Origin of the sequence: Escherichia sp. B1147, assembly GCF_001660175.1 — a bacterium.
Taxonomy (GTDB): domain Bacteria; phylum Pseudomonadota; class Gammaproteobacteria; order Enterobacterales; family Enterobacteriaceae; genus Escherichia; species Escherichia whittamii.
On record NZ_LFHY01000011.1, the window covers coordinates 295,636 to 310,158 of the forward strand.

Below are 14,523 nucleotides of genomic sequence, written 5' to 3' on the forward strand. Positions count from 1 at the left end.
ATCGGTAACATTTTACGAATTTTTACCCCTCTGTCGATTTTTTACTCTTCGGAGCATAAAAATAAGCGACGTGTTTAGACAATGTTTGTATTAGCTTCTCTTAAGAAGAGTCTGACGTGAGAATTCTTATGTTTTAGCAAGAGAGGATATTGTTGACCACACTTAATGTTCACCTTTGAAAAAGGACTCAACAATGCCATATAAAACGAAAAGCGATCTGCCGGAAAGCGTAAAACACGTTTTACCCACTCATGCCCAGGATATCTATAAAGAGGCATTCAACAGCGCCTGGGAGCAATATAAAGATAAAGAAGACCGGCGTGATGATGCCAGTCGTGAAGAGACAGCGCATAAAGTGGCCTGGGCAGCAGTGAAACATGAATATGCCAAAAGGGATGATGATAAATGGCATAAAAAATCGTAAAACCCAGCGGCAAGTTAAAGCTATTCGTGCGATGTTGCCTTGCAAGTGGTCTGTGGATTGCATATTGTCCCAATAGTGGTTTCAAAATGAGCAGTAAAAATGTCCGGAAGACACCAAAAAGTTGTCGCAGGGAAGTATGCAGTGGCGGAGGTGTAAGGTGATAACGCGTGATTTCTTGATGAATGCCGATTGTAAAACGGCATTTGGTGCCATTGAAGAATCACTCTTATGGTCGGCAGAACAACGGGCGGCCTCGCTGGCGGCGACGCTGTCTTGTCGACCTGATGAGGGACCGGTGTGGATCTTCGGCTATGGTTCATTAATGTGGAATCCGGCGCTGGAGTTTACCGAGTCATGTACCGGTACGCTGGTTGGGTGGCATCGCGCTTTCTGTTTGCGGCTTACTGCCGGGCGGGGGACTGCGCACCAGCCGGGGAGGATGCTTGCACTGAAAGAGGGCGGACGTACCACGGGGGTTGCGTATCGTCTGCCGGAAGCGTCTCTGGAGCAGGAGCTGACCTTACTGTGGAAGCGTGAGATGATTACGGGCTGTTATCTGCCGTCCTGGTGTCAGCTTCATCTTGATGATGGACGCACCGTCAATGCGCTGGTGTTCATTATGGACCCACGCCATCCAGAGTATGAATCCGATACCCGCGCTCAGGTGATTGCCCCGTTGATTGCTGCGGCGAGTGGGCCACTAGGAACTAACGCACAGTACTTGTTTTCCCTGGAGCAAGCGCTTAACAAACTGGGGATGCAGGATGACGGGCTGAGTGATTTACTGGTGTCGGTGAAAAAACTTCTCGCGGAAAATTTCCCGGATGGTGTGTTAAGGCCCGAGTTTGCCCGATGAAACATTTTAGCTGTGGGGCATCTCTATTATCCTGAGCGCCCCATACTTAAGTTAAAATGTGAGCACTTTATCGGCAAGCAGCGTCCATTGCGCCAGTTCTACCAGAGTACCAATTTCCACTCCATCAATCAGTGGAAGTGTGCTGATGCCACGACCATCGGTGCAGGTTTTGCACAATTTCACAGGCACATTTTGCGCCGTGAGGATCTCCAGCATTTGCTGAATGTTATAGCCTTCCCCAGGTTTTTGTCCGCGCAATCCGGCAGTAACCGCATCAGACATCAGGAATAGACGCAGATCCAGGTAGCTCTCTTGCTCTCGTAGCGCAATGGCCAGCCGCAGGCTGTTAAATAAGGATTCGCTCCCGTAGGGCGCGCCATTGGCAACGATCACGATTCTTTGCATTATTTACTCCTGTATTCAGGGAATTAGATGTTCAATTTCTATCTTACAGCTTGTGTGCTGTCTGACCAATCCGTCGCATTTTTTAGGATTTTTCATAAAGCATGCAAAAGTACAAGATAAATTACCAGTAATCGTTATTCTATAAAGCTGCAGCTGTTCATTTTTATTGGAAATTACTGACGTTTTGAGCCGTTTCGTCCCTCGCATTATCGCAATTTGTGTACTCTTGCTGCTGGCAGGCGGTATAGCTAGCGCACAGTCCTCCTTTAAGCAGCAAGCGGCAAATCCGTTTGATAACGACAATGACGATCTGCCTGATTTAGGAATGGCTGCGGAAAGCCATGACGGTGAAAAACATTTTGCTGAAATTGTGAAAGATTTTGGTGAAACCAGTATGACTGATAACGGTCAGGGCACCGGAGAGCAGGCGAGAGCTTTTGCATTGGGAAAAGTCCGCGATGCGCTTAGTCAGCAGGTCAATCAGCACGTGGAATCCTGGCTTTCGCCGTGGGGGAACGCCAGCGTCGACGTCAAAGTGGATAACGAAGGACATTTTACAGGTAGCCGGGGGAGCTGGTTTGTACCGCTACAGGATAACGAGCGTTATCTTACATGGAGCCAGATTGGGCTCACTCAGCAGGATGATGGTCTGGTCAGTAACCTTGGCGCTGGTCAACGCTGGGCGCACGGCAGCTGGTTGCTGGGATACAATACCTTTTATGACAACTTGCTGGACGAAAATCTCCAGCGTGCTGGATTTGGTGCTGAAGCCTGGGGCGAATATCTGCGCCTGTCTGCAAATTATTATCAGCCTTTTGCCTCCTGGCGTGAACAGACTGCCACACTCGAGCAACGAATGGCGCGTGGTTACGACTTGACGGCCCGGATGCGAATGCCGTTTTACCAGCATATCAACACCAGCGTTAGCATCGAACAATATTTTGGTCAGAGTGTTGATTTGTTTAACACCGGTACGGGTTATCACAATCCCGTCGCTTTGAGTCTTGGGCTAAATTACACACCTGTCCCACTCGTTACTGTAACCGCCCTGCATAAACAGGGGGAAAGTGGAGAACGGCAAAATAACCTCGGCCTGAATATTAACTACCGCTTTGGCGTACCGCTCAACAAACAGCTTTCTGCTGGCGAGGTTGCTGAAAGCCAGTCGCTACGCGGCAGTCGCTATGACAATCCGCAGCGAAATAATCTGCCGACTATTGAGTATCGGCAGCGTAAAACCTTAACGGTGTTTCTGGCGACGCCGCCCTGGGATCTTAAACCTGGTGAAACCGTGCCACTGAAATTACAAATTCGCAGTCATTACGGTATTCGGCAATTGATCTGGCAGGGAGATACGCAGATGTTAAGTCTGACATCGGGAGCGACAGCCAATAGTGCGGATGGCTGGACGTTGATCATGCCGGACTGGCAGAGTGGGGAAGGGGCGAGCAATCAATGGCGATTGTCGGTAGTGGTGGAGGATAACCAGGGGCAGCGTGTCTCCTCCAATGAGATCACGCTAAAGCTTGTCGAACCTTTTGACGTAATGTCGAACGACGAACCTCTCTGGGAACCGTAATCAGAAAATACGTTCCTGATGCACCCATACCGCAGCTTCTACACGAGATTTGAGCTTCATTTTTTTCAGCATGTGTTTCACATGCACTTTAACCGTGCTTTCAGTGATGTCCAGGCGACGGGCAATCATCTTATTCGGTAAGCCCTGGGCTATTAGTTTTAGAATGTCGCGTTCACGTGGAGTTAACTGGTTAACATCACGCTCAGTAGTCGCGCGATTAGCGCGCAGGCTGGCGGCCAGAACAGGGGTTAACGCTTCGCTTAAGACCATTTCGCCAGCGGCAGCCTGATGCAATGCTTTCAGCAAATCTTCTGGCTCCATATCTTTTAACAGATAGCCATCTGCACCGCGTTTCAATGCGGTTACCACGTCCTCTTCATGATTAGAGACGCTGAACACCACAATGCGGCCGGAGAGGGATTTTTCGCGCAGTTTATCCAGCGTTTCCAGACCGTTCATGCCGGGCATATTTAGATCAAGCAGAATCAGATCAGGATCGAGCGTCTCTGCCAGTTCAATACCCTGTTCGCCATTACTTGCTTCGCCAACCACCGTGATATCCGGTGCCATACTGATAAGCTGTTTCACGCCAGTTCGCAGCATCGGATGATCGTCGATCAGCAGGATAGTAGCCGGTTCCTGATTACTCATGGGTATCTCCTTGGACGTCTGTGAAAGTTTTTTCGGGAATAAAGGTGACTACCACTTCAGTGCCACCTGATTCACGACGGCGGACGCGGCAGTCGCCACGTAAACTTTGCGCACGGTCGCGCATAATTATCATGCCGTAGTGATTGCTGCGGATGGCATTTTCAGGCACGCCGCAGCCATTATCCTGAACGGTCAGTTTGACCTGATTATCGTTTTGCGCCACCGTAACCACCACCTCACTTGCTTGCGAATGTTTGAGGGCGTTACTTAATGCCTCACGGGCAATTTGCAACAGATGGATCGCCTGATGTGAAGGCACCAGACGTGGCGGCAATTGGTAATCCAGCTTCACCGGGAAGCCAAATTTGGCGCTGTACTCTTCGCAGCTCGCCTCCAGTGCGGGACGTAATCCTGGTTCGGTGAGCTGTAAACGGAATGTGGTGAGTAACTCACGCAACTGCGCCCAGGACGCATTCAGTTCGTTACGGATCTGGCTTAACAGTTCGCGGCTGCTTTCTGGCAGCGCGTCGCCTTGCATCTGTAAACAACTGACCTGCATTTTCATGCAAGAGAGCGATTGAGCAATAGAATCATGCAGTTCGCGCGCAATGGTGGCACGCTCTTCCATCACGATCAACTGCTGCTGGCGTTCCTGATGGCGATCCAGCGCCAGCGTGGCGGTGAGTTGCTCAACCAGCGTATCCACCAGTTGCTGTTGGTCATGGCTAAGGTGACGTCCTTGCGGCAGGGTTGCCAGCAAAATGCCGTATTGCAGATGAGAGTCTGCCAGCCGCCATTTCAGGGTAGTGCCGCGATCGCCTACGGGTAAAACGCCACGTGGGCAGAGATGGCAGCCTTTATCATCGCAAGTCATATCTGGCTGACAGGTGAATTCCTGATGATTTTCTTCATCTTCCGTGTCATATACCCGTAGTTCGATATCACGCAACAGGGTTAAGTTTTGTAGACCATTAAGCACAGGCGACAGGCGTTCACATAGCGGCGCGCGGGAATGCAAACGGCGGTTGGCCTGCCACAAAAAAGAGAGAATCTGATTTTTATGCTCCAGTCCGGCGGTTTTCTCCTGTACCCGCTGCTCAAGTACGGCATAACTTTCCGCCAGTTCAGCAGACATATTGTTCAGTGCAGTCCCCAACATCGCCATCTCGTTGCGTCCACTAATATTCGCTCTCTTACTAAAATCGCGATGACTGACGGCGCTGGCCATCGCCAGTAGTTGTCGCCACGGTTGAAGCAAACGCGCGCGCAACCAGATAATGGTAAACACCAGTAAAAGCGCCATAAAGACCGCCATTACCCGGTGGACCAGTACAACCGTCTCAATACGCGTTTCGGTGGTGCGATCGAAACCAGAAACCAGCTTATCAAGCCCGGCAACAAACTGGCTGACGTCTGCCGACACCGTTTCGCGGTTTTGTGCACGCAACAGCGCAGGAATCAGTTCATTGCGCCAGTAATCCTGTAGCCCCTGTAATTGCGCCAGTTGGCCGTCTCGTTCCGCTGCCCGAGTTAACTCTGTACTAAATGCTGTCTGTTCCATCTCTTTGATTAAGGGCTTGTCATTCTCGCTTAATGGCACAGCCGCCAGCAGACGGTAACTTTGCATGCGCAGCGATCCCGCTTTGTTAATCGCATGGGCGCTGCCCTGAACGCCCTGTACCAGCCAGCCAGAAACTGCCATCCCCGCCAGTCCAATGGCGGTAGAAAGCAAAACGATCAGCGCAACCTGATTAACCAGGGTGAGCGGAGAGAGACAACGTTTAAGCATATAAACCTCTTCCTTCAGGCTTTGAATGAGCAATAACCTTAATGAATGTGATGATACATTCTGGAATGAAGGTATTCTCGGCTATTGGCTGAAGTATACCCATACCCGGAAAGAGTTACTCCTTATTTGCCGTGTGGTTAGGTGATTTACATCAGTAAGGGTAGGGATTTTACAGTGCCGTGAAAAATCACAAAATTTTTATGAAATCTCTGTACTCACTATGGGTAATAATAAATATCAATGATAGATAAAGTTATATTGTCGTTTGATTTACATCAAATTGCCTTTGGCTACAGCCACTAAGGTGGCAGACATCGAAACGAGTATCAGAGGTGTCTATGAGTCACTCATCCGCCCCCGAAAGGGCTACTGGCGCTGTCATTACAGATTGGCGACCGGAAGATCCTGCGTTCTGGCAACAACGCGGTCAACGCATCGCCAGCCGTAACCTGTGGATTTCCGTTCCCTGCCTGCTTCTGGCGTTTTGCGTATGGATGTTATTCAGTGCCGTTGCGGTGAACTTACCGAAAGTCGGCTTTAATTTTACGACCGATCAGCTATTTATGCTGACTGCGCTACCGTCAGTTTCAGGCGCATTATTACGTGTTCCATACTCCTTTATGGTTCCAATCTTCGGTGGCCGTCGCTGGACGGCATTCAGCACCGGTATTCTGATTATTCCATGCGTCTGGCTGGGTTTTGCCGTGCAGGATACCACTACGCCATACAGCGTATTCATCATCATTTCTCTGCTGTGCGGCTTTGCTGGCGCGAACTTTGCCTCCAGCATGGCAAACATCAGCTTCTTCTTTCCGAAGCAGAAACAGGGGGGAGCGCTGGGTCTGAATGGTGGTCTGGGCAATATGGGCGTTAGCGTTATGCAGCTGGTTGCTCCGCTGGTGGTATCGCTGTCGATTTTTGCCGCGTTTGGTAGCCAGGGCGTAACACAGCCGGATGGCACCGAACTGTATCTGGCGAACGCGTCCTGGGTGTGGGTGCCGTTCCTTGCCATCTTCACCATCGCTGCGTGGTTTGGCATGAACGACCTTGCTACCTCGAAAGCCTCCATCAAGGAGCAGTTACCGGTACTCAAACGTGGGCATCTGTGGATTATGAGCCTGCTGTATCTGGCAACCTTCGGTTCCTTCATTGGCTTCTCGGCAGGTTTTGCCATGCTGTCAAAAACGCAGTTCCCGGATGTGCAGATTCTGCACTACGCCTTCTTCGGGCCGTTTATTGGTGCGCTGGCGCGTTCCGCAGGTGGTGCATTATCTGACCGCCTGGGTGGCACACGTGTCACACTGGTGAACTTTATCCTGATGGCGATTTTCAGCGGCCTGCTGTTCCTCACCTTACCGACTGATGGGCAGGGCGGAAGCTTTATGGCGTTCTTTGCGGTCTTCCTGGCACTGTTCCTGACAGCTGGGCTGGGTAGCGGTTCCACCTTCCAGATGATTTCCGTGATCTTCCGTAAACTGACGATGGATCGCGTAAAAGCAGAAGGCGGTTCTGACGAACGAGCAATGCGTGAAGCAGCAACCGACACTGCGGCGGCGCTGGGCTTTATCTCTGCGATTGGTGCTATCGGTGGCTTCTTTATCCCGAAAGCGTTCGGTAGCTCACTGGCATTAACGGGTTCGCCAGTCGGTGCAATGAAAGTATTTTTGATTTTCTATATCGCTTGCGTGGTGATTACCTGGGCGGTATACGGTCGGCATTCTAAAAAATAAATCGTAATATTTGATTATCCTTTGCGCGGCATAATGTCGCGCTTTTTTTATTTGTTCTTTAGTTACAACATACTTTAAGGTTGATGATTATTTCTATAACGTCAATTAAGCACCATTAATATGTCATCCATGGGGGATACTCCTTAATACCTGCCTGTCTAAAAATCCGAAGAATATAAATGCATCATGGCAGAAAAAACATTAATTTACAGTCCGTTAGATGTAAATTGTTAATCATCCAAAAGGGGTATCTTAGGAATTTACTTTATTTTTCATCCCCATCACTCTTGATCGTTATCAATTCCCACGCTGTTTCAGAGCGTTACCTTGCCTTTAAACATTAGCAATGTCGATTTATCAGAGAGCCGACAGGCTCCCACAGGAGAAAACCGATGAGTAAATTCCTGGACCGGTTTCGCTACTTCAAACAGAAGGGCGAAACCTTTGCCGATGGGCATGGCCAGCTTCTCAATACCAACCGTGACTGGGAGGATGGATATCGCCAGCGTTGGCAGCATGACAAAATCGTCCGCTCTACCCACGGGGTAAACTGCACCGGCTCCTGTAGCTGGAAAATCTACGTTAAAAACGGTCTGGTGACCTGGGAAACCCAGCAGACTGACTATCCGCGTACCCGTCCGGACCTGCCAAACCATGAGCCTCGCGGCTGCCCGCGTGGTGCCAGCTACTCATGGTATCTCTATAGCGCCAACCGCCTGAAATATCCAATGATGCGCAAACGCCTGATGAAAATGTGGCGTGAAGCGAAAGCGCTGCATAGCGATCCGGTTGAAGCATGGGCTTCTATCATTGAAGACGCTGACAAAGCGAAAAGCTTTAAACAGGCGCGTGGCCGCGGTGGTTTTGTTCGTTCTTCCTGGCAGGAAGTGAATGAACTGATCGCCGCATCTAACGTTTACACCATCAAAAACTACGGACCTGACCGTGTCGCTGGCTTCTCGCCAATTCCGGCAATGTCGATGGTTTCTTACGCTTCTGGCGCCCGCTATCTCTCGCTGATTGGTGGTACCTGCTTAAGTTTCTACGACTGGTACTGCGACCTGCCTCCTGCGTCTCCACAAACCTGGGGTGAGCAGACTGACGTACCGGAATCTGCTGACTGGTACAACTCAAGCTACATCATCGCCTGGGGGTCTAACGTGCCGCAGACACGTACCCCGGACGCCCACTTCTTTACTGAAGTGCGTTACAAAGGTACTAAAACCGTTGCCGTAACGCCGGACTATGCTGAAATCGCCAAACTGTGCGATCTGTGGTTGGCACCGAAACAAGGCACCGATGCGGCAATGGCGCTGGCGATGGGCCACGTGATGCTGCGTGAATTCCACCTCGACAACCCAAGCCAGTATTTCACCGACTATGTGCGTCGTTATACTGACATGCCAATGCTGGTGATGCTGGAAGAGCGCGACGGTTATTACGCTGCAGGTCGTATGCTGCGTGCCGCCGATCTGGTTGATGCGTTGGGCCAGGAAAACAATCCGGAATGGAAAACGGTCGCCTTTAATACCAATGGCGAAATGGTTGCGCCAAACGGTTCTATTGGCTTCCGCTGGGGCGAGAAGGGCAAATGGAATCTGGAGCAGCGCGACGGTAAAACCGGTGAAGAAACTGAGCTGCAACTGAGCTTGCTGGGTAGTCAGGATGAGATCGCTGAAGTGGGCTTCCCGTACTTTGGTGGCGACGGCACGGAACACTTCAACAAAGTGGAGCTGGAAAACATTCTGCTGCACAAGTTGCCGGTAAAACGCCTGCAACTGGCTGATGGCAGCACCGCACTGGTGACCACCGTTTATGATCTGACGCTGGCAAACTACGGTCTGGAACGTGGCCTGAACGACGTTAACTGCGCAACCAGCTATGACGATGTAAAAGCTTACACCCCGGCCTGGGCCGAGCAGATTACCGGCGTTTCACGCAGCCAGATCATTCGCATTGCCCGTGAATTTGCCGATAACGCTGATAAAACGCACGGTCGTTCGATGATTATCGTCGGTGCGGGGTTGAACCACTGGTATCACCTGGACATGAACTATCGTGGTCTGATCAACATGCTGATTTTCTGCGGCTGTGTCGGTCAGAGCGGTGGTGGCTGGGCGCACTACGTAGGTCAGGAAAAACTGCGTCCACAAACCGGCTGGCAGCCGCTGGCGTTTGCTCTCGACTGGCAGCGTCCGGCGCGTCACATGAACAGCACCTCTTATTTCTATAACCACTCCAGCCAGTGGCGTTATGAAACCGTGACCGCAGAAGAGTTGCTGTCGCCGATGGCGGATAAATCCCGTTATACCGGACATCTGATCGACTTCAACGTTCGTGCGGAACGCATGGGCTGGCTGCCATCTGCGCCGCAGTTAGGCACTAACCCGCTGACTATCGCTCGCGAAGCAGAAAAAGCCGGGATGAATCCGGTGGAGTATACGGTGAAATCCCTGAAAGACGGTTCCATCCGTTTTGCTGCGGAACAGCCGGAAAACGGCAAAAACCACCCGCGTAATCTGTTCATCTGGCGTTCTAACCTGCTCGGTTCTTCCGGTAAAGGTCATGAGTTTATGCTCAAGTACCTGCTGGGGACGGAACACGGTATCCAGGGCAAAGACCTGGGTCAGCAGGGCGGCGTGAAGCCGGAAGAAGTGGACTGGCAGGACAACGGTCTGGAAGGCAAGCTGGATCTGGTGGTGACGCTGGATTTCCGTCTGTCGAGCACCTGTCTCTATTCCGACATTATTTTGCCGACGGCGACCTGGTATGAAAAAGACGACATGAATACTTCGGATATGCATCCGTTTATTCACCCACTGTCTGCGGCGGTCGATCCGGCCTGGGAAGCGAAAAGCGACTGGGAAATCTACAAAGCTATCGCGAAGAAATTCTCCGAAGTGTGCGTTGGTCATCTGGGTAAAGAAACCGACATCGTCACGCTGCCAATCCAGCACGACTCTGCCGCTGAACTGGCGCAGCCGCTGGATGTGAAAGACTGGAAAAAAGGCGAATGCGACCTGATCCCAGGTAAAACCGCACCGCACATTATGGTCGTTGAGCGCGATTATCCGGCAACTTACGAACGCTTTACCTCTATCGGCCCGCTGATGGAGAAAATCGGTAACGGCGGTAAAGGGATTGCCTGGAACACCCAGAGCGAAATGGATCTGCTGCGTAAACTCAACTACACCAAAGCGGAAGGTCCGGCGAAAGGCCAGCCGATGCTGAACACCGCAATTGATGCGGCAGAGATGATCCTGACGCTGGCACCAGAAACCAACGGTCAGGTAGCCGTGAAAGCCTGGGCTGCCCTGAGCGAGTTTACCGGTCGTGACCATACGCATCTGGCGCTGAATAAAGAAGACGAGAAGATCCGCTTCCGCGATATTCAGGCACAGCCGCGTAAAATCATCTCCAGCCCGACCTGGTCTGGCCTGGAAGATGAACACGTTTCTTACAACGCCGGTTATACCAACGTTCACGAGCTGATTCCGTGGCGCACGCTCTCTGGTCGTCAGCAGCTGTATCAGGATCATCAGTGGATGCGTGATTTCGGTGAAAGCCTGCTGGTTTACCGTCCGCCGATCGACACCCGTTCGGTGAAAGAAGTGATGGGTCAGAAATCTAACGGTAACCCGGAAAAAGCGCTCAACTTCCTGACGCCGCACCAGAAGTGGGGGATCCACTCCACCTACAGCGACAACCTGCTGATGCTGACTTTAGGTCGCGGTGGTCCGGTGGTCTGGTTGAGTGAAGCTGATGCGAAAGAGCTGGGTATTGCCGATAACGACTGGATTGAAGTCTTCAACAGCAACGGCGCGCTGACTGCCCGTGCGGTTGTCAGCCAGCGTGTTCCGGCAGGGATGACCATGATGTACCACGCGCAGGAACGTATCGTTAACCTGCCGGGTTCGGAAATTACCCAACAGCGTGGCGGTATCCATAACTCGGTCACCCGTATCACGCCGAAACCGACGCATATGATCGGCGGCTATGCCCATCTGGCATACGGCTTTAACTACTACGGCACAGTAGGTTCTAACCGCGATGAGTTTGTTGTAGTGCGTAAGATGAAGAACATTGACTGGTTAGATGGCGAAGGCAATGACCAGGTACAGGAGAGCGTAAAATGAAAATTCGTTCACAAGTCGGCATGGTGCTGAATCTCGATAAGTGCATCGGCTGCCACACCTGTTCAGTTACCTGTAAAAACGTCTGGACCAGCCGCGAAGGTGTAGAGTACGCGTGGTTCAACAACGTGGAAACCAAGCCGGGCCAGGGCTTCCCGACAGACTGGGAAAACCAGGAAAAATACAAAGGCGGCTGGATCCGTAAAATCAACGGCAAACTGCAACCGCGCATGGGTAACCGCGCCATGCTGCTGGGTAAAATCTTCGCTAACCCGCATCTGCCGGGGATCGACGATTATTACGAGCCGTTCGATTTTGATTATCAGAACCTGCATACCGCGCCGGAAGGCAGCAAGTCGCAGCCGATTGCCCGTCCGCGTTCGCTGATTACCGGCGAACGGATGGCGAAAATCGAAAAAGGGCCGAACTGGGAAGACGACCTGGGCGGCGAGTTCGACAAACTGGCGAAAGACAAGAACTTCGACAACATCCAGAAGGCGATGTATAGCCAGTTCGAAAACACCTTCATGATGTATCTGCCGCGCCTGTGCGAACACTGCCTGAACCCGGCATGTGTGGCGACCTGCCCGAGCGGGGCTATCTACAAGCGAGAAGAAGATGGCATCGTCCTGATTGACCAGGACAAATGCCGCGGTTGGCGTATGTGCATCACCGGATGCCCGTACAAAAAAATCTACTTCAACTGGAAGAGCGGTAAGTCGGAGAAGTGCATCTTCTGCTATCCGCGTATTGAAGCTGGTCAGCCGACGGTGTGTTCAGAAACCTGTGTCGGTCGTATCCGTTATCTTGGCGTGCTGTTGTACGATGCCGACGCCATTGAACGTGCGGCCAGCACTGAGAACGAGAAAGATCTCTACCAGCGTCAGCTGGAAGTGTTCCTCGACCCGAACGATCCGAAGGTCATCGAGCAGGCGATTAAAGACGGTATTCCGTTGAGCGTTATTGAAGCTGCGCAGCAGTCGCCGGTTTATAAAATGGCGATGGAATGGAAACTGGCGCTGCCGCTGCATCCGGAATATCGCACCTTGCCGATGGTCTGGTACGTTCCGCCTCTGTCTCCGATTCAGTCTGCGGCGGACGCGGGCGAGCTGGGCAGCAACGGCATTCTGCCAGACGTCGAAAGCCTGCGTATTCCGGTACAGTATCTGGCGAACCTGCTGACCGCCGGCGACACCCAACCGGTACTGCGCGCGCTGAAACGTATGCTGGCAATGCGTCATTACAAACGTGCTGAAACCGTTGACGGTAAGGTTGATACCCGTGCGCTGGAAGAGGTCGGTCTGACCGAAGCTCAGGCACAGGAAATGTACCGTTATCTGGCGATTGCCAACTACGAAGATCGCTTTGTGGTGCCGAGCAGCCATCGCGAACTGGCACGGGAAGCCTTCCCGGAGAAAAATGGCTGCGGCTTTACCTTTGGTGATGGCTGCCACGGTTCAGATACCAAATTCAACCTGTTTAACAGCCGCCGTATCGATGCCATCGACGTGACCAGCAAAACGGAGCCGCACCCATGATCGAACTCGTGATTGTATCGCGTCTCCTTGAATATCCAGATGCTGCCTTATGGCAGCATCAACAGGAGATGTTCGAGGCGATTGCCGCGTCGGAAAATCTGTCGAAAGAAGATGCCCATGCGCTGGGCATTTTCCTGCGCGATTTAACGGCGATGGATCCGCTGGATGCCCAGGCGCAGTACAGCGAACTGTTCGATCGTGGTCGCGCAACGTCGCTGTTGCTATTTGAACATGTTCACGGCGAATCCCGTGACCGCGGTCAGGCGATGGTGGACCTGCTGGCACAGTATGAGCAGCACGGTTTGCAGTTAAACAGTCGTGAACTGCCGGACCATCTGCCGCTGTACCTGGAGTATCTGGCGCAGTTGCCGAAAAGCGAAGCTGTAGGGGGCTTACAGGATATCGCGCCGATTCTGGCGTTGCTGAGTGCGCGTCTGCAACAGCGTGAAAGCCGTTATGCCGTGCTGTTTGATCTGCTGCTGAAACTGGCGAATACCGCTATCGACAGTGACAAAGTGGCGGAAAAAATTGCTGATGAAGCGCGCGATGATACACCGCAGGCGCTGGATGCCGTCTGGGAAGAAGAGCAGGTTAAGTTCTTTGCAGACAAAGGCTGCGGTGATTCAGCAATCACTGCACATCAGCGTCGCTTTGCTGGTGCCGTCGCGCCGCAATATCTGAATATCACCACCGGAGGACAGCACTAATGCAATTCCTGAATATGTTCTTCTTTGATATCTACCCGTACATTGCCGGGGCGGTCTTCCTGATTGGTAGTTGGCTGCGCTATGACTACGGGCAGTACACCTGGCGCGCAGCATCCAGCCAGATGCTGGACCGTAAAGGCATGAACCTGGCGTCGAACCTGTTCCATATCGGGATTCTGGGGATTTTTGTCGGCCACTTCTTCGGTATGCTGACGCCGCACTGGATGTATGAAGCGTGGCTGCCGATTGAAGTGAAACAAAAAATGGCGATGTTTGCAGGTGGTGCAAGCGGCGTGCTGTGTCTGATTGGCGGCGTGCTGTTGTTGAAGCGTCGTCTGTTTAGCCCACGTGTGCGTGCAACGACTACCGGGGCGGACATTCTGATCCTGTCGCTGTTAGTTATTCAGTGCGCACTGGGTCTGCTGACTATTCCATTCTCCGCCCAGCATATGGACGGTAGCGAGATGATGAAACTGGTTGGCTGGGCGCAGTCGGTGGTGACTTTCCACGGTGGCGCTTCCCAACACCTTGATGGTGTGGCATTTATCTTCCGTCTGCACCTGGTGCTGGGGATGACTTTATTCCTGCTGTTCCCGTTCTCACGTCTGGTACACGTCTGGAGCGTCCCGGTGGAGTATCTGACGCGTAAGTATCAGCTGGTGCGCGCTCGCCACTAAGCACAATAAAGTGCCTGATGCGCTGCGCTTATCA

General features: G+C 52.1%; 11 protein-coding genes. 8 read left to right on the plus strand and 3 right to left on the minus strand.

Features of this window, described 5'->3' with window-relative positions:
- The first annotated feature begins 193 nt into the window (after positions 1-193).
- Positions 194-424, plus strand: a complete 231-nt coding sequence (chaB, locus tag A9180_RS10970; protein ID WP_064528734.1) for a putative cation transport regulator ChaB — start codon at positions 194-196, stop codon at positions 422-424.
- A 157-nt stretch (positions 425-581) separates the two neighbouring features.
- Positions 582-1,280, plus strand: a complete 699-nt coding sequence (gene chaC / locus A9180_RS10975; RefSeq protein ID WP_064528736.1) for a glutathione-specific gamma-glutamylcyclotransferase — start codon at positions 582-584, stop codon at positions 1,278-1,280.
- A 51-nt stretch (positions 1,281-1,331) separates the two neighbouring features.
- On the opposite strand, the gene ychN is transcribed toward chaC, so the two are convergent.
- Complete coding sequence (gene ychN / locus A9180_RS10980) at positions 1,332-1,685, minus strand: DsrE/F sulfur relay family protein YchN (protein ID WP_064528737.1); 354 nt, start codon at positions 1,683-1,685, stop codon at positions 1,332-1,334.
- 184 nt (positions 1,686-1,869) lie between these two features.
- On the opposite strand from ychN, the gene A9180_RS10985 reads away from it, so the two are divergent.
- Entirely contained in the window at positions 1,870-3,264 is a 1,395-nt protein-coding gene (locus A9180_RS10985) for a YchO/YchP family invasin (RefSeq protein WP_064528839.1), read from the plus strand.
- On the opposite strand, the gene narL is transcribed toward A9180_RS10985, so the two are convergent.
- Positions 3,265-3,915, minus strand: coding sequence for a two-component system response regulator NarL (gene narL, locus A9180_RS10990; protein WP_064528739.1), 651 nt, complete (start codon positions 3,913-3,915; stop codon positions 3,265-3,267).
- Entirely contained in the window at positions 3,908-5,704 is a 1,797-nt protein-coding gene (gene narX / locus A9180_RS10995) for a nitrate/nitrite two-component system sensor histidine kinase NarX (protein WP_064528741.1), read from the minus strand. Before narX ends, narL begins: the two co-directional genes overlap by 8 nt.
- A gap of 338 nt (positions 5,705-6,042) precedes the next feature.
- Here narX and narK point away from each other — a divergent pair, with 338 nt between their 5' ends.
- The 5 genes from narK (at position 6,043) to narI (ending at position 14,489) form a co-directional block, all read left to right on the plus strand.
- Positions 6,043-7,434: a nitrate transporter NarK gene (narK, locus tag A9180_RS11005; RefSeq protein ID WP_064528743.1), complete on the plus strand. Its 1,392-nt coding sequence runs from the start codon at positions 6,043-6,045 to the stop codon at positions 7,432-7,434.
- 392 nt (positions 7,435-7,826) lie between these two features.
- On the plus strand, positions 7,827-11,570 hold the full coding sequence (locus tag A9180_RS11010) for a nitrate reductase subunit alpha (RefSeq protein ID WP_064528745.1): 3,744 nt from the start codon (positions 7,827-7,829) through the stop codon (positions 11,568-11,570).
- On the plus strand, positions 11,567-13,105 hold the full coding sequence (gene narH, locus A9180_RS11015; protein WP_000702664.1) for a nitrate reductase subunit beta: 1,539 nt from the start codon (positions 11,567-11,569) through the stop codon (positions 13,103-13,105). The genes A9180_RS11010 and narH overlap by 4 nt, the downstream gene beginning before the upstream one ends.
- A complete protein-coding gene (narJ, locus tag A9180_RS11020; protein WP_064528747.1) occupies positions 13,102-13,812 on the plus strand; it encodes a nitrate reductase molybdenum cofactor assembly chaperone in 711 nt (236 codons plus the stop codon). The genes narH and narJ overlap by 4 nt, the downstream gene beginning before the upstream one ends.
- Positions 13,812-14,489 carry a respiratory nitrate reductase subunit gamma gene (gene narI, locus A9180_RS11025; protein WP_064528749.1) on the plus strand — a complete coding sequence of 226 codons (678 nt, stop codon included), beginning with the start codon at positions 13,812-13,814 and terminating at the stop codon, positions 14,487-14,489. The genes narJ and narI overlap by 1 nt, the downstream gene beginning before the upstream one ends.
- The last annotated feature ends 34 nt before the right edge of the window (positions 14,490-14,523 follow it).